Here is a 15252-nt window from a genome sequence, read left to right on the forward strand (position 1 = left end):
GTTCCTCCTATTATGTATATTTATTCAATCTTTTAATTCTCTGATAATGATACTTGCAACCATAGAAAATGTCCACCATTGTTTTCGAGTGAATATTTACCAAGGCTCATAAAAAAACCGAGGGACCATAGTTCATGGCACCCTCGGGACGTATTAAAATGATTGTTCGAAATCTTCATGCCAGCGGTAATAATAGAAACGCTCAAATGAAAGCCAGTTTTCAGCTTCTGGTTCGCCTTCAGCTAAACGTTTATCCATTTCAGCTAACATCCAAGCCGTTTGTGAAATATGAGCTCTCATGGCACCCATTTTTTGGTCGCGAGCTTCACGAATATCATGAATGACGTCCGGTTCACCTAATTCATCTTTTGTATTATTCGCAAATGCGACAGCATACAATTTCGGACGACTTGTTTCATCCATTCGACGAACAGCTCGAACAACTGCACGGGCAGTCGCTTCATGATCTGGATGAACAGCATAATTCGGATAAAATGTAATGACTAATGAAGGATTTGTTTCTTCTATTAACTTCGTCATCATTTGGACCATTGTTTCATCATCTTCAAACTCGACGGTTTTATCGCGTAAACCCATCATGCGTAAATCTGTTAAGCCCATCGCGTCTGCTGAAGCCAATAATTCTTGTTTGCGAATATGTGGCAAAGATTCTCTCGTTGCAAATGGGGGATTTCCTAAGTTACGACCCATTTCTCCAAGTGTTAAACATGCATATGTAACGGGTGTTCCTTGCTTAATGTATGTTGCAATTGTTCCTGAAACACCGAATGCTTCATCATCTGGATGAGGGAAAACAACTAATACATGTCTTTCGTTTGGAAGTGTCATCTGTGTTCCTCCTTCATTAATACGCAAATGGTGTTTCGCTTATATGAAGCGCCACCGCTAATTTTCCGCTTTGATCGTGTCCAGCCATCAACAGGCGTCCATGTTCATCTAACTCAAAATGCGTGATGCCTTGAGCATAAACCCAACCATGAGGTAATTTTAACCCCACACGATGTGGACTTTCGCCAGCTACTTTCCCCAAATCATACTGTATAACAATATTTCGAATAAACGCACCTGCATTAAAAACCGTCTCATCAAAATGAGATGCATAGGCACCATTGGTTGTTTCAAGATGTAAATAAATATCTTTATTAGCAAAGGAATTCAATAATTCCTGCAATTTCTCAACATGTACAACTTCCATTATATTGCCTCCTCATAACACAAAACTTCTACAACTTAGTATAGAGAATTCTGTCGAACAAAGCGATTAGCTTGCTCGGAATCATTAAAAGTGTCTACTTAGCTAAAGATGCGTTTAAGGTAGACAGAGATTTTGTAATAAGAAAACCCGTTATTATGATTTTTTTTCGTCACACGAAATAAAATATGGTATTATCGAAATATCTGAATTTTAGCACAGTAGGAGGTTTGGTCTATGAAAGGCATTTTTAAATGGGTGATTCAACTCGTTGTTGCGCTGTTTAGCATTCTACTTATAAGTGGTGCTCCACTTTTGATTGCAGGTTTCCAGCGAGGTGAATTGTTATGGAAAGAATACATAGAAACGCTCCAATTTCATGTGAAGTCTCTCTGGAATTTCCGAGAGCTAAGTGTCGACTATTACATCGGACGAGGGGAAGTACGACAAGTACCTGTATTTCCGCAACTTTTAGAAAATATTAGCTACTCTTTGCAACTATTATTTTTAGCACTAGCAGCTGCGATTATTTTCGCTTTAATTGGTACCTTTATAACGATGTTATTGAGTGGAAAATTAAGGTCACGTGTGAAACTAGTTTTTTATTTTTTGGAGTCATTTCCGGATATCTTAATTATTTTATTAGCCCAATTGTCGATTGTCATCATTTTTCAACAAACCGGCGTCTTGGTATCTAAAATTGCGGCAATCGGTGACGACAGGATCTACTGGCTTCCGGTTTTGTGTTTAATGATTCTACCGATGATTCAACTATATCGATTAAGCATGCTGACTTTTGAAGCAGAAGAACGTCAAATGTATGTGGAACTTGCAAAATCATTAGGATTTAGTAAAGTATTTATTTTATTCCTACATATCTTACGTAACGCCATGATCAGTGTGTTTTTCCAATCCAAAAAAACAATGTGGTTTATGTTATCAAATCTCTTCATTCTCGAACTAATGTTTAACATTCCCGGCATTATGTATTACATGTTCGAAAACTTGAGCGGAATTTTGTTTTTAGTCACCGTCTTGAGCTTCTTCTTACCAGTTTTCTTATTATATAGTTTAGGAGAATGGTACTTCTTGCGCCGAATGAATAGGGGAGGTGCCACACTTTGAAATCCGTATGGAGACAACCCTTATTCCTCATTGGATTTGGCATCATCGCCTTCTTTTTAGGTGGGAGCTTTGTGTTTGAATGGATCTTTGGTAATGTGCCAAAGCAAACATTTTTCATTGAAGAAAACGGCCGTGCCGTTGAAGGACCACCGATTTCTCCAAGTTGGAAGCATCCGCTTGGAACAGATCAATTCGGCTATGATATGTTAGCGAAAATCATGCTAGGCGCAAAATACACAATCTTCGCGGCTATGGCCGTTGCTGCCTTACGTATGCTGATTGCCATTCCATTAGGTTTTGTAATCGGTACGTATTTACAACGTCAACGCTCGTGGATTAATGCGTTAATTGATCCCATGCATTATGTACCTATGACGATTTTTGCCGTCATCTTACTTACTCCTGTGTTGTGGATGCCTGAGGAAGGATTTTCTACGACCGTTAACGAAAGAATCGTCATCCAAGTTGTCATTATGGCACTAATAACCGTTCCAATCGTAGCAACCTTAATCGGCAACGAAGCCAATCTCTTGTACCATCATGAATATATTTTGGCTGCACGGACACTCGGTGCTAGTCGCAGACGCATTATAATACGCCATTTATTTCCGCAACTACGCGAGAAAATGTTGGTGCTATACGGTCAACAAGTCGTTGAATCGCTCATTGTCTTTGCCCATTTAGGATTGCTCCAGTTGTTCTTAGGGGGAACAGACGTCGACTATGACCCCATGTTTGGAGATCCACCTAAATCGATTTCATATGAATGGGCAGGGATTTTTGGCAACACCTTCCGCTATCTACAAGGAGCACCGTGGCTTCCATTAGGTCCAGCCATAAGCTTTGCACTCGTCATTTTAGCAATTGCCGCCATGATTGAAGGCTACACAAGAGCGATAAATGGCCAAGCCAAAATTCCGAAACGCAAAAGAATGGCCTTCGTCTCTGAAGAAACGATTGAATGGAACCAGCAACAATTTAAATCCAAGCTCATTTTGTTAAAAAAAGATACGACCACTTTTAAATAAAGTTACCCCAAAGGCTGCCGGATGCAATCGGCAGCCTATTATGATGTTTTATTCTTTAGCATTAATGCTTTTGGCAACCAAGCGATGACACTCATCTTATTATGCGTATTCCATAATTTTACTATTACAACAAAAGTGGCTATTTTTACAACTAAAATGCCCGAAATTACAACTAAACTAGCAATAATTACAACTAAACCATCCAAAATTACAACTAAGTGACGCTAAACGATTTAATCCACAAAAAAAGTCATCCGAATATGACTTCGGATGACTTTTCGTATGATTAAATTTCAGAAGTTGTTACTTCAGGTGCTCCAAAGCGATTTTTCGCTCCGTGCATGACTGGACCAACATATTGATTTAACTTCCAACCGTTTGCGATAGCTGCAGAAACGAATTTCTTCGCTTCGAGAACGGATTCATTTACAGCTAAGCCGTTCGCCAAGTTAGCAGTAATTGCTGCAGCGAATGTACAGCCAGCACCGTGATTGTAAGTTGTCGCAGTTTTTTCAGATTCAAGCAAAGTATACGTAGATCCATCATAGAACAAATCAACTGCTTTATCATGTTGCAATTGTTTGCCGCCTTTGATGACAACGTTTTTAGCGCCAGCTTCATGAATTTTAACGGCTGCACGTTTCATATCATCGATTGTTATTAACGTACCTAGACCTGAAAGTTGTCCAGCTTCAAAAAGGTTCGGTGTCACAACCAAAGCTCTTGGAAGCAATAACTTCACCATAGCTTCAACGTTTTCTGGGAATAGCGCTTGGTCTTCACCTTTACACACTAAGACAGGGTCGATAACTACTTTTTCAAGACCAGAACGGTCAATTGCTTCAGCAGCTGTTTCGATGATTTCAACAGTTGGTAACATTCCTGTTTTAATTGCATCGACATTTGTTGAAAGAGCCGTTTGTAATTGAGCTTTCAAGGTGTCAACTGGAATCGGATGGATACCATGGCTCCAACCATTTTCAGGATCCATTGTTACGATTACTGTCAACGCATTCATACCGTACGTGCCGTGCTCTTGGAACGTTTTTAAATCTGCTTGTATGCCTGCGCCACCTGACGTATCAGAACCAGCGATTGTTAATGTTTTTTTCAAAGACATATTTGACCCTCATTTCATTAAGTTTCTATGTTCTATCGTATCAAAAAATGTTGGGAATTCAATTATTGGAGCTTATCTGCACGTAATAATTGAATTAAAATAAAGGCTAAACCGAGTGTGAAAATTAAAGAAACCCCTCCGGCAATCCAGTAATTCTGCGATAGTAGCCCAAAACTAATAAATGCGAATAACAATACAACCACGATCATACCTACTGTAAAGCATCCGAATCCTAGTGTTTTCGCACGTTCGGGTACTTGACTGACTTCTTTTGTCGAGCGTTCTACTTTACGCATTTTTTCTCGCCACTGATAATCCGCCATTCGGCATCACCTCTGTAAATATCCTATCATTCGCCATAAGGTTGTACAATTTGAAACTTTCCCTTATCTTAAACATAAGAGACTCATTGTAGAAATGATAGAAAAGGGGAGAACTATGTTAAAAGATCAGAGAATAAGAGAAATTGAAAAATTACTTGAAGAATTAAAAGCACAAGATGAAGTAGCCGTTACATTAGAAAGTGTGGAACCTCACACATCAGGATTTTGGAAAGTCGGTTCGCTTTTCATGTCGATTTGGAAAAGAAAATTCTTATGGTTGCTTACAGGATTGATAGCACTTATTGTGGTTATTCCTTTTGCTGCATTCTGGATGATCCAGGGAAGTACCTTTACAGAAAATAAGGGAGCTTTTTTAGAAAAGATTCAAGCGATAAATGAATTAGCAACTGCAGAAGCGTATACAAAAGTAATTATTAACCGCCAAGATAATGAGGTTTTTGGAAAAGAAATAGGATTGAATTTACCTGGCACAAAACGTCAATTGTTAGTGGTCATACCTGGATCTGTAAAAGCCGGCATTGATTTCTCAAAAATCCAAGAAGACGATATCGTGCTCGATGAAGAAGAAAAAACAGCCACCCTTACCTTACCAAGAGCAGAGTTGTTGGGCGGACCTGAAATTTTCTTCGATCAAGTCGAAGTATTTTCATATGAAGGATTGTTCCGTGAGAAAGCGGACATAACAGAAGCAAATAATCTAATGCAGGAAGCGAAAAAACTAATGAAGGAAGAAACAACTGGACAAGGGGTATTAGAACTTGCCGAAGAAAACGCTGCTCGTTCAGTTTCGGAGATGTTTTCATTGGTTGAGTATGATGTCACGGTTGAATTCGAGGAGTGATGCTTGTGGAAAAAATGATGTTTGAAAATGACTGGCAACAAGTACTTGAAACAGAATTCGACAAACCTTACTATTTACAATTACGCGAGTTTTTGAAACAACAATATAGTTGTGAAACCGTTTACCCTGAGATGGATAATGTATGGAGTGCTTTTAATGAAACAGCCTACGAAGACGTCAAAGTCGTCATAGTTGGACAAGATCCATACCATGGTCCAGGTCAAGCACACGGCATGAGTTTTTCAGTCCAAGCCGGCGTTAAACATCCACCGAGTTTGCGAAACATGTTAAAAGAACTGAACGATGATCTCGGATGCGAACTCCCAGAAGAAGGCACGTTGACTAAGTGGGCACAACAAGGCGTCTTCCTATTAAACACTGTTCTTACCGTTCGGGCTGGTGCTGCACATTCACATAAAGACCAAGGCTGGGAACTCTTTACGGATGAAGTCATACGAAAACTTTCACAGCGCGAAACTCCTATAGTGTTCGTATTATGGGGAAGACCCGCGCAAATGAAACGCAAATTAATCGACACATCACGTCATGCCATCATTGAATCTGTTCACCCAAGCCCTTTAAGTGCATATCGTGGATTCTTTGGAAGCAAGCCGTATTCCAAAATTAATATGCAACTAACAGAGTGGGGTCAACCACCAATAGACTTTTGCTTGAAGTAGTTTTCGTGGTAAAGTGAACTCTGACAAGAAGATGTGAAAAAGGAGAGTGACACAACGTGATTCCATATAGTCGAGTTGTCACCGAAATAGAGAAACATGTATCCATTGCCAAAAGTAGAGGCGACGATCAAAGTATTCGGGAGTCTTTGCTCGCGATTCGTGCTTTATGTGATGTAGCGTTAAGCGAACAACCGAATGTGAAGCCGTTAAATATGCCGATTCAAATCGCTCAAACCTCACAAATAGTTTCATCTCCTCCAGCCGTTCAAACCATTTCTGCAGGCGAACGCGTGAAAGAAGCAGACGCAAACGGCGATTCATTGTTTGATTTTTAACTGGTTCATATTTGAAGTAAGACCGTTAAACGTATTGATCATCCATTAATGAGAGAAGGAATAAATTCATGCCATTTTTTATCATTGCCGGTGCAGTTAACGCATTTATTGCCGTTGCATTCGGAGCATTTGGTGCTCATGCATTAAAAGAAAAGCTATCAGAAAAATATTTAGCCATTTGGGAAACAGCCGTACAATACCAAATGTATCACGCGATTGGCCTAATCGTGATCGGCATCTTGATGAGCACAAATATCATTGGTAACGTAGCACAACTTAGCTGGGCTGGTTACTTGATGTTAGCGGGAATCGTGATTTTCTCTGGCTCACTATATGTCTTAAGCTTAAGTGGAATTGGTATTCTAGGAGCAATCACACCAATCGGAGGAGTAGCCTTCCTTTCAGCATGGGTTCTCGTGATTATAGCCGCAGTAAAACACATGAACTAAAAGCAAAACGTCCTCTCCATGAGGGCGTTTTTTTGTTGGAAATCTTTATAAGTGAAACCTCTGGGGTTGATTAAACGTAAAATATATGGAGATGGGTTACCCATATGAATTCTAATAATGGGTATTCATAGTGAAAAATTGTGAAGGTTTTCACTTCAACTGACTTTCCATGTTAGTTGAAGAAAGAATAGAGGATTGCAATGGATTAGTAACCACAGGAGCAACCTTGTATGCGACGAGTAACCGCAGAAGCACATCTTTTCTTGAATCCCTCACTCCAATCAAATTACTGAAATTCTTAACAAACAAAATGAATAATCTTCAAATATTCATTTATTATCCAACTAACGCTTTTTGAAATTGTCTCAAATGTTTAATGAAACTGAGGGGGTATTTTAGAACTTAAGGGGCAGCAAGTCAAAGGATCTTTACTTTTACTCAGGGAGGTATTTTGTGATGAAGTCGAGGGTAAAACAGCTTTTGTTTTTAGTTGTACCGATAATGATTATAAGCAGTGCTTTTTTGATGGAGAATATGGAATTGAAAAAGGAGCTAGGTAATCAATATCAAAGGGAGATGCAGCAGGCAAGTGGCTATTTAGGGGCTTTATCGAGAATGTCACCTTCAGAGTTACAGGCAACTGGGGAATCGAATCTTTTTCTATATCAGATAATCTATTTATCGCACATTTCTTTTACTATTCAGCATCACGAGTTAGCTGATTTATTAATGGAAACTGAACATCAATTGAGTTCGGTAAATTCACTAAATGAGGTGGAGCTAACAGTATTAGTTACAGATATACGGAAGCTAGCCTTTACAGTGAATGACTTAATCGTTGAAGTCGGAGATAAAAGAATGGATTGGTATCAATTTTACCAAAGACCATCTAAAAGTGTGCTGGAGCGAATTGATGAACGCCTAGCGATGGAGTATTAGTAGGAAAGCAAAAATTATACTTGTACTATTCATGTTAACAGTTATAGTTTAGGTGGATTTTATTACTTTCTTAAAAGTTAAAATGCACAAACTATGCAACAAGTTTCTGTTCATACTTGTTGGTTCATGGAACCATGCGGCAATCATAATTGCGAAAAAAATAATTGAATATTTAATTATCCATAATAACACGTATCTTTTATATGATATAATTCCATAAATTGTATAAAATATTAGATGGAGGATTTATGAAATTCATATTATTATTTGGCCCACAAGCAGTTGGTAAAATGACAGTCGGGCAAGAACTAGAAAAAATAACAGATTTAAAGCTTTTTCATAACCATATGACAATCGATTTAGTGCAGCCCTTTTTTGATTTCGATACGGATGCATATAAAAGATTAGTGAACCTATTCCGTCACGAGATATTTGAAGAAGCATCGAAAAGCGATTTATATGGAATGGTTTTCACTTATGTTTGGGCGTTCGATCAACAATCAGATTGGGATTTTGTGAATGAAGTTTGTCATACTTTTGAGTCAAAAGGTGGAGAAATCTATTTTGTAGAACTTGAAGCTGATGTAGATGAAAGGCTTGATCGAAACAAAACGCCTAATCGACTTGAACATAAGCCAACAAAACGAAACATTGTGCAATCTGAACATCATTTAAAAGTCACATTGGAACATCACAGATTAAACTCAAATGAAAATGAAATCACACGAGAAAATTACATCAGAATTAACAATACGAAATTAAACGCAAATGAAGTGGCAAAAATCATCCAAAATAAGTTCGGTTTGTAGTAATTATAAATGGTTTTATATGGCTGCTTCCGTTGTTCCAAGGGGACTAATCATATTTTTTTACATAATGCAGTAAATTAAAGTGGAGGGGAAAAATGAATAAAAAAGTAATGACAAAAAGAATAACCGTAATTATTCTGATTTTTATTTTTGTTTTTATTTGGGGTATGGGTGAGAGGGCTTCTTCCTATTCTGAACCTTCAGAAGCTTTGTTTGCTAGTGATCAAGATATGGTTTTAATTCCGGGCTATAAAATGAATGATGAAGCTCTTTACTTTTTCATTAAAGACAAGAAGTATTTAGGAGCAGCTTATGTAAAGAAAGGACTCTTTGGATGGAAAACAGGAGTTCTTACTTGGGGGTCTTCGGATTTTAAGGCAAGCTCTGACAACTTAAACAGTTACTCAGGGCATGGTGAAAATCTCATATATGGGTTAATTAAAAATGGTGATGAACGAATGATTAAAATGGGTGAACATGAAGCTAAGTTACTAAATTTAGAAATGTTACCTAACAGCACTGTCCAAGAATATCAATTACAAGATATGTACATTTGGTACTTTGAAAGCGAAATTACTCTTGATAGTGGAGAAATAAAGTTACTAAACAAAAGTACGGGAGAACAATTAGATTCAGTAACTAATTAATAGTTGAAGTACCATCAAAAGGAGCCTGGAAATTATCCAAGCTCTTTTCTTTTGAACTCTCTAATTAGTTAATAGAAAGATGCTAAACAGCTAAACCAATTGAAACCAACTATCCGTGTGCTCGTCTAATTGAGAAATAAGGGGGGATTAACTTGAAAAGAATTAGCTTAATTAGTGGGTTACTCTTGCTACTCGGCGCATGTGGAAGTGAGGGTCATTCGATTCAAGAACCTACGTTTGAAGAATTGAAAGAACATGCACATATTGTGAAGAGTGCAAGTGAAAGTAACGTTTTTGTAGACTTTACCTCTTATGGATATACAGATGATGCAAAGTTGCGCTCCTTCTCAGGCACTGAGATTGAATCGAAGGATATTCGTGTTGGAAGTTTAATTGACTATGAAGACACAGGAGTAATTGCGGAATCCTATCCGAGTCAAGGGACGATCAAAAGCCTTACTTTGTATGACGATGAACGAAGTAAAAGATTTGAAAAAGGCATTGCCCATTTACTAAGCAATCAAGATACTAATGCATTCATTGGCTATAAATTGCTCAACTTTGATGGTGACGAGTTGATTATTGAATTCACAGATTACCTCGATGCAGATGTCGTTTATAATGCTTCAATTAACTTAGAAACACTTGAATTCGAAGTAGCTGAAGCTTCAGGCGAATAGCAAATTACTAGATAGAAAAGTAGATAGAAAAAGGAATCTATAAGGAAATCAACTTATAGATTCCTTTTCATCTATTCGAATTTTGGTAGGGAATTGGCCTAATAGGTAGGAGCCAACTGTTTAAGAGAGCCGTGGATTTCTTGGTATTGATTAAGTAACATATCGAGTTCTTGACTGCATGCTACTACACTAGAATGGGTAAAACCAAGATGGTTTGCTCTATGGTACATCACTTTCTTTTTCAATATAATTTGCCCTAGTAAGAAATTTTTACTTTGCATAATTTTTCATCATTCCTCTTTTAAAGTAGTAAGTAATGTTGCACAAAGAACATCATATAACATTTGTCTTGTAATAATCTGTCACATTTTGTAATAAAGAATATTGTTATCAATTTGTAACGCTTAGTTAAACTTCCCGTAAAGCTTGTAATATTTCGAGGACTGAATAGATGCATAATCATAGATTATTCTTAGAAATAACAAGGATATTATAGTACAATTTTTGGAAGAGCTATCAAGCCAACTTAAGGGAGGGAACATAATGAAAACCATTTCACGAGATGTAGGGATAATATACGAATTTAATGAAACAAATCAGCCAATTGCTACTGTAGCCTCTGGAAGTATGGTGCGAATTGAAACGTACGATTGTTTCAAGAATCAAATTGACTCAGAAGATATGGAACTTACTAATCTCGATTGGGATCAAATCAATCCAGCAACTGGACCAATATTTGTAGAAGATGCAAAACCAGGAGATGTTCTGAAAGTTAAAATACACTCGATTGAAATCGATTCGCAAGGCGTTATGCTCGTTGGTCCGAATTTAGGTATTATGGGTCATCAAATTGAGAAAATGAGCGTCAAAATCTTACCAATTGAAAATGAAAAAGTTCTGTTTAATGATTTGCAACTGCCTATAAACAAAATGATTGGTGTGATTGGCGTCGCGCCATTTGGGCAAGGTGTGAACTGTGGGACACCCGGAGCACACGGTGGCAATATGGACAATAAAATGGTGACAGAAGGTGCTACTTTGTATTTCCCAGTAGCTGTCGAAGGGGCTTTATTTGGACTAGGTGATTTTCATGCAGCAATGGGTGACGGTGAAGTAAGTGTTTCAGGGGTAGAAGTAGCGGGAGCAGCAATTGTCACACTTGAAGTTATGAAAGGGCAACATTTAGAGCAACCTATGCTTGAGAATGATGAGAGCTTTACACAAATTGCGTCGGCCATGACACTGGATGAAGCTTCGAAAATGGCTACACAATTGATGATTAATAGATTGGTTGAACGCACAGATATGAATGTCAGTGAAGTGACCATGCTAATGAGTGCGGTAGGGCAACTAGAAATTTGCCAAGTAGTAGATCCACTCGTTACAGTGCGATTTGTTGTTCCCAAATGGCTTCTTTCACAACTTAATGCAACATTAATTGGATAATTCAAGACAAAACGCCCTTCCAAAAAGCAAAATTGGAAGGGCGTTTTTTAAATTTAATAGATGACGTAGGAAAAATCGGCGTTGACGTAGGAATAAAAGCTTTTGACGTAGGAAAAATCAACGCTCACGTAGGAAAAATCGTCATCCACGTAGGAAACCTACTTAAAAGTAAATAATCTCTTCATCAAATGTCACGTAATCCAAATAAATCAAAGGAATTAAATAGCGTTTGCCTGTTGCTGGTTCACTAACGATAAGATGATCGCGCCCTGCAGCTTCTATAATACCTTTGACGACCTTTGCATTCCATTCGCGGTTGTTTTCAAACGTTAAATAGACGGTAGCTAGCTTGCCTTTGTTTAAGCGTAAAATGTTTTCAATGTATGATTCCTCGCCCGCTGGACCTGGACGTCCTCCTGCTGGTATTTGAGGTGGAGTCATGGGTTGAGGCATCATTTGTTGAGGTTGTTGCATTCCTTGAGCATAAGCTGGATTCCAATAATATTGTACCAAGATATCATCCTTTCATAGTTAAATATTTGGGCAATTTGCCGCAATTGGAGAGAAAAAACAATGTGCTTTGAAGCGACCTGTGTTCGGTTGGTTATACCATGTCGCTGGGCAAGCACCTGGTGGCTCGAAAAACCACAAAGAACGACTTGCTGGATGGAATCGTTCACCAGCAATTACGCGCCTTGCCAGTGCCTTATCCTGTTCGCGAGCACGCAGAAAAAAATAGGGTTTGGTAGTTGCTTCAAAACCACCTGGACTCTGGAAAACCATTTGCTGCATGGTCCGAATGTTTTTAAAATCAAGACAATCGAAGCGTACGCGGTTAACACCGACATTGCCTACCATGAGCATTCCTTGTTTTCCTTCACCCTCAGCTTCTGCTCTCATTAAACGGGCCAACATATCTACATCTTTGTCAGTTGCGCGGATAACCGCCACAGCACAACCTCCTCAAAAATATATATGCTCTGCTCTATACGAATAGACCTGTTCGAGGCACCTTTTCACTTAAAGAATAGCGACCAGATTTGTATTAATATTATTAACGTATGCCACAAAAAAACCCCAAACGCAGTGCGTGGGGGCTAATTAGTTTGGTTTTGAATGACTCCTTGAGGAAGGGGGGATTTCCATTTCAATCTAAAAAAAGACCACGCAATTATGCGTGGCCTCGTCATTTATACTTTTAAAAATTCAGATGTTTTGTCAGCATCTAACAATGTGCCGACGAAGAATGAACCGAACTCTGCGAAACGAGCACTCACTTCATCAAAACGCATTTCGTAAATTAGTTTTTTGAATTGAAGTACATCATCAGCGAATAAGGTAACGCCCCATTCATAATCGTCAAAACCGATAGAACCACTGATGATTTGTTTAACTTTCCCTGCATATCCGCGCCCAATCATTCCGTGACTACGCATCATTGATTTACGGTCTTCCATTGAAAGCATATACCAGTTGTCATCGCCATCACGACGTTTGTCCATCGGGTAGAAACAAACATATTGTGAACGCGGAAGTTCAGGATACAAACGACTGCGAACATGTGGATTTTGATACGGATCTTCATTTGATTCGCCAGCTAAGTAGTTTGAAAGTTCAACTACAGATACATACGAATAAGTAGGTATTGTATATTCCGCGATAGCTAATTTATTAAATTGCGTTTCCAACTGTTGTAACTCGTCCATCGTTTCACGCAAAGTCATCAACATAAAATCTGCTTTTTGGCCAAGAATGGAATAAAAAGCATGGCTTCCTGTTTTTTCTTCATGTGCGACATTCAATTCTTCAATAAATGCTAAGAATTCAATAACTGCTGCTGTGCGTTCTTCAGTTGACACTTGTTTCCAAGATGCCCAGTCCATTGAACGGAAATTATGTAACGCGTACCAACCATCTAAAGTTTCTGCTGCTGCACTCATGTATTTGACACTCCTTCATAATTAAGAAATACTCAAAATCAGTCTACCACAAAGCCCTAAAGAAGCCTACAATGTCACCATTCTGACAAGACGAACCGTGACCAAATCGTGTATGCTTATTAGAAAAGCGAAAAAGCCCATCAAGCTCGACACCGGCGCTGGAAGAAACGAATCGAAAACTTGTTTTCGCTTGAGTTTCTGAAGCTTAGGTGCGAGCTAGGCTTAGTAGCTAGACAGTGAAAAGCGGAACAGGCCAAGTTTAGACCGACGCCGGCGCTGGAAGACTCGAATCGGAAACTCGTTTCCGCATGAGAGTCTGAAGCTTAGGTGCGGTCTGGCCTGTAGAGCTAGACAATGAAAAGCGGAATAGGCCAAGTTAGACCGACGCCGGCGCTAGAAGACTCGAATCGGAAACTCGTTTTCGCTTGAGTTTCTGAAGCTTAGGTGAGAGTTGAGCTTAGTAGCTAGACGATGAAAGCTGTAGAATGGAACCGATTGGGAAAATTGTTGTGAATGGTCGGAAATCAACTCCAAGTGGTCCGAAAACAAAGTTTAATGGTCGGAAATCAACTGCGAGTAGTCGGAAACCATAACTAAATGGTCGAAAACCCATTTTAGGGCATGCTGATGCTAACTGAAAACTTTTTTATCCATGAAAGGAATGATACATCATGACGAATTTATTTGAAGAAATTAAACAAACCATTAAGGATAAACATATAAAAATAGTATTACCTGAAGGAACGGACGAGCGTGTACTGCAAGCAGCTATCAAATTGCATAACGAAGGACTAGTTACGCCAATTCTAATAGGTCCACACGAACTTGTGAATGCGGCAGCAACACAAGCTGGGATTGATCTAACAGGAATTGAAATAGTTGACCCAGTGCAATTCGATCAATTAGAAGAATTGATTGAAAAATTCGTTGAACGTCGAAATGGTAAAGCAACTGCTGTGCAAGCTCGCATTCAACTAAAGGATGTTAATACATTTGGTACGATGCTCGTATACACAGGGTACGCACAAGGGTTAGTTAGCGGTGCAATCCATACAACTGCTGACACGGTGCGACCAGCTTTGCAAATCATTAAAACACAACCAGGGGTATCAAAAACGAGTGGTGCCTTTATTATGGTGCGTGGGGACGAACGTTATGTCTTTGCCGACTGTGCCATTACTATTGCTCCAACGAGTGAAGACCTTGCAGAAATTGCTGTACAAAGCGCGAAAACAGCTAAAGCATTCGGTATTGAACCGAAAGTAGCAATGCTGTCATTTTCAACAAAAGGTTCAGCCGTTTCACCGGAAACACAAAAAGTGGCAGAAGCAACGAGACTTGCTCAAGAAAAAGCGCCATCCATTAATATTGATGGAGAATTTCAATTTGATGCAGCCTTCGTACCGGCAGTAGCGAAGAAAAAAGCGCCAGGTTCTAGCATTCAAGGAGATGCAAACGTCTTCGTCTTCCCGTCTCTTGAAGCTGGAAACATTGGCTACAAATTAACTGAGAGACTCGGTGGATTTGAAGCGATAGGCCCCATTTTACAAGGTTTAAATATGCCAGTGAATGACTTGTCTCGTGGATGTTCTGCAGAAGATGTGTATAAGTTAGTATTAATGACCGCTGCTCAAAGCGTGATGGCAGGAGAATAAG

The 15252-nt window shown here is 38.9% G+C and carries 20 protein-coding genes; 12 read left to right on the forward strand and 8 right to left on the reverse strand.

Annotation, left to right across the window (positions count from 1 at the left end; genetic code table 11):
* Positions 1 to 153 precede the first annotated feature (153 nt).
* Positions 154 to 849, reverse strand: coding sequence for a bacillithiol biosynthesis deacetylase BshB2 (gene bshB2, locus ACFPYN_RS16930; RefSeq protein ID WP_377735773.1), 696 nt, complete (start codon positions 847 to 849; stop codon positions 154 to 156).
* 16 nt (positions 850 to 865) lie between these two features.
* The gene (locus ACFPYN_RS16935) at positions 866 to 1216 is read right to left on the reverse strand and encodes a YojF family protein (RefSeq protein WP_377735774.1); all 351 of its coding nucleotides are present in this window, start codon (positions 1214 to 1216) and stop codon (positions 866 to 868) included.
* Positions 1217 to 1450: 234 nt separating this feature from the next.
* On the opposite strand from ACFPYN_RS16935, the gene ACFPYN_RS16940 reads away from it, so the two are divergent.
* Together ACFPYN_RS16940 and ACFPYN_RS16945 are read left to right on the forward strand one after the other, a co-directional pair.
* A complete protein-coding gene (locus ACFPYN_RS16940) occupies positions 1451 to 2338 on the forward strand; it encodes an ABC transporter permease subunit (RefSeq protein ID WP_377735775.1) in 888 nt (295 codons plus the stop codon).
* Positions 2335 to 3366 carry an ABC transporter permease gene (locus ACFPYN_RS16945; RefSeq protein ID WP_377735776.1) on the forward strand — a complete coding sequence of 344 codons (1032 nt, stop codon included), beginning with the start codon at positions 2335 to 2337 and terminating at the stop codon, positions 3364 to 3366. Before ACFPYN_RS16940 ends, ACFPYN_RS16945 begins: the two co-directional genes overlap by 4 nt.
* Positions 3367 to 3652: 286 nt before the next feature.
* Here ACFPYN_RS16945 and pdxK read toward each other — a convergent pair whose 3' ends face one another.
* On the reverse strand, positions 3653 to 4486 hold the full coding sequence (gene pdxK / locus ACFPYN_RS16950) for a pyridoxine/pyridoxal/pyridoxamine kinase (protein ID WP_377735777.1): 834 nt from the start codon (positions 4484 to 4486) through the stop codon (positions 3653 to 3655).
* Between the two features lie 62 nt (positions 4487 to 4548).
* Positions 4549 to 4809, reverse strand: a complete 261-nt coding sequence (locus ACFPYN_RS16955) for a hypothetical protein (protein WP_377735778.1) — start codon at positions 4807 to 4809, stop codon at positions 4549 to 4551.
* Positions 4810 to 4924: 115 nt separating this feature from the next.
* Between ACFPYN_RS16955 and ACFPYN_RS16960 the strand changes: the two genes are divergently transcribed.
* The 8 genes from ACFPYN_RS16960 to ACFPYN_RS16995 all read left to right on the forward strand — a co-directional run bounded on the left by ACFPYN_RS16960 (position 4925) and on the right by ACFPYN_RS16995 (position 10210).
* Positions 4925 to 5671: a DUF4230 domain-containing protein gene (locus tag ACFPYN_RS16960; protein WP_377735779.1), complete on the forward strand. Its 747-nt coding sequence runs from the start codon at positions 4925 to 4927 to the stop codon at positions 5669 to 5671.
* Positions 5671 to 6351 carry a uracil-DNA glycosylase gene (locus tag ACFPYN_RS16965; protein WP_377735780.1) on the forward strand — a complete coding sequence of 227 codons (681 nt, stop codon included), beginning with the start codon at positions 5671 to 5673 and terminating at the stop codon, positions 6349 to 6351. The genes ACFPYN_RS16960 and ACFPYN_RS16965 overlap by 1 nt, the downstream gene beginning before the upstream one ends.
* A gap of 56 nt (positions 6352 to 6407) precedes the next feature.
* On the forward strand, positions 6408 to 6686 hold the full coding sequence (locus ACFPYN_RS16970; RefSeq protein ID WP_377735781.1) for a YwdI family protein: 279 nt from the start codon (positions 6408 to 6410) through the stop codon (positions 6684 to 6686).
* A 68-nt stretch (positions 6687 to 6754) separates the two neighbouring features.
* Positions 6755 to 7135 (forward strand): DUF423 domain-containing protein, encoded by a 381-nt coding sequence (locus ACFPYN_RS16975; protein ID WP_377735782.1) that lies wholly within the window; start codon positions 6755 to 6757, stop codon positions 7133 to 7135.
* 456 nt (positions 7136 to 7591) lie between these two features.
* Complete coding sequence (locus ACFPYN_RS16980) at positions 7592 to 8074, forward strand: hypothetical protein (protein WP_377735784.1); 483 nt, start codon at positions 7592 to 7594, stop codon at positions 8072 to 8074.
* 248 nt (positions 8075 to 8322) lie between these two features.
* Positions 8323 to 8883: an AAA family ATPase gene (locus tag ACFPYN_RS16985; RefSeq protein WP_377735785.1), complete on the forward strand. Its 561-nt coding sequence runs from the start codon at positions 8323 to 8325 to the stop codon at positions 8881 to 8883.
* Between the two features lie 95 nt (positions 8884 to 8978).
* A complete protein-coding gene (locus tag ACFPYN_RS16990; RefSeq protein WP_377735786.1) occupies positions 8979 to 9530 on the forward strand; it encodes an aspartyl-tRNA synthetase in 552 nt (183 codons plus the stop codon).
* A 152-nt stretch (positions 9531 to 9682) separates the two neighbouring features.
* Complete coding sequence (locus tag ACFPYN_RS16995; protein ID WP_377735788.1) at positions 9683 to 10210, forward strand: hypothetical protein; 528 nt, start codon at positions 9683 to 9685, stop codon at positions 10208 to 10210.
* 98 nt (positions 10211 to 10308) lie between these two features.
* Here the strand turns inward: ACFPYN_RS16995 and ACFPYN_RS17000 are convergent, their stop codons facing one another.
* Complete coding sequence (locus ACFPYN_RS17000; RefSeq protein WP_377735790.1) at positions 10309 to 10491, reverse strand: Spo0E family sporulation regulatory protein-aspartic acid phosphatase; 183 nt, start codon at positions 10489 to 10491, stop codon at positions 10309 to 10311.
* A 262-nt stretch (positions 10492 to 10753) separates the two neighbouring features.
* Between ACFPYN_RS17000 and ACFPYN_RS17005 the strand changes: the two genes are divergently transcribed.
* Positions 10754 to 11656, forward strand: coding sequence for an acetamidase/formamidase family protein (locus ACFPYN_RS17005; protein WP_377735792.1), 903 nt, complete (start codon positions 10754 to 10756; stop codon positions 11654 to 11656).
* 162 nt (positions 11657 to 11818) lie between these two features.
* Here ACFPYN_RS17005 and gerQ read toward each other — a convergent pair whose 3' ends face one another.
* From gerQ to hemQ, 3 genes are all read right to left on the reverse strand, one after another.
* Positions 11819 to 12169 (reverse strand): spore coat protein GerQ, encoded by a 351-nt coding sequence (gene gerQ, locus ACFPYN_RS17010; RefSeq protein WP_377735794.1) that lies wholly within the window; start codon positions 12167 to 12169, stop codon positions 11819 to 11821.
* An 18-nt stretch (positions 12170 to 12187) separates the two neighbouring features.
* Complete coding sequence (locus ACFPYN_RS17015; protein ID WP_377735795.1) at positions 12188 to 12607, reverse strand: cell wall hydrolase; 420 nt, start codon at positions 12605 to 12607, stop codon at positions 12188 to 12190.
* Between the two features lie 239 nt (positions 12608 to 12846).
* Positions 12847 to 13596, reverse strand: a complete 750-nt coding sequence (hemQ, locus tag ACFPYN_RS17020; RefSeq protein ID WP_377735796.1) for a hydrogen peroxide-dependent heme synthase — start codon at positions 13594 to 13596, stop codon at positions 12847 to 12849.
* Positions 13597 to 14267: 671 nt separating this feature from the next.
* Between hemQ and pta the strand changes: the two genes are divergently transcribed.
* Positions 14268 to 15251: a phosphate acetyltransferase gene (pta, locus tag ACFPYN_RS17025; RefSeq protein ID WP_377735798.1), complete on the forward strand. Its 984-nt coding sequence runs from the start codon at positions 14268 to 14270 to the stop codon at positions 15249 to 15251.
* The last annotated feature ends 1 nt before the right edge of the window (position 15252 follow it).

Source organism: Paenisporosarcina macmurdoensis (assembly GCF_042658845.1).
In the GTDB taxonomy this organism is placed as follows: Bacteria; Bacillota; Bacilli; order Bacillales_A; family Planococcaceae; genus Paenisporosarcina; species Paenisporosarcina macmurdoensis.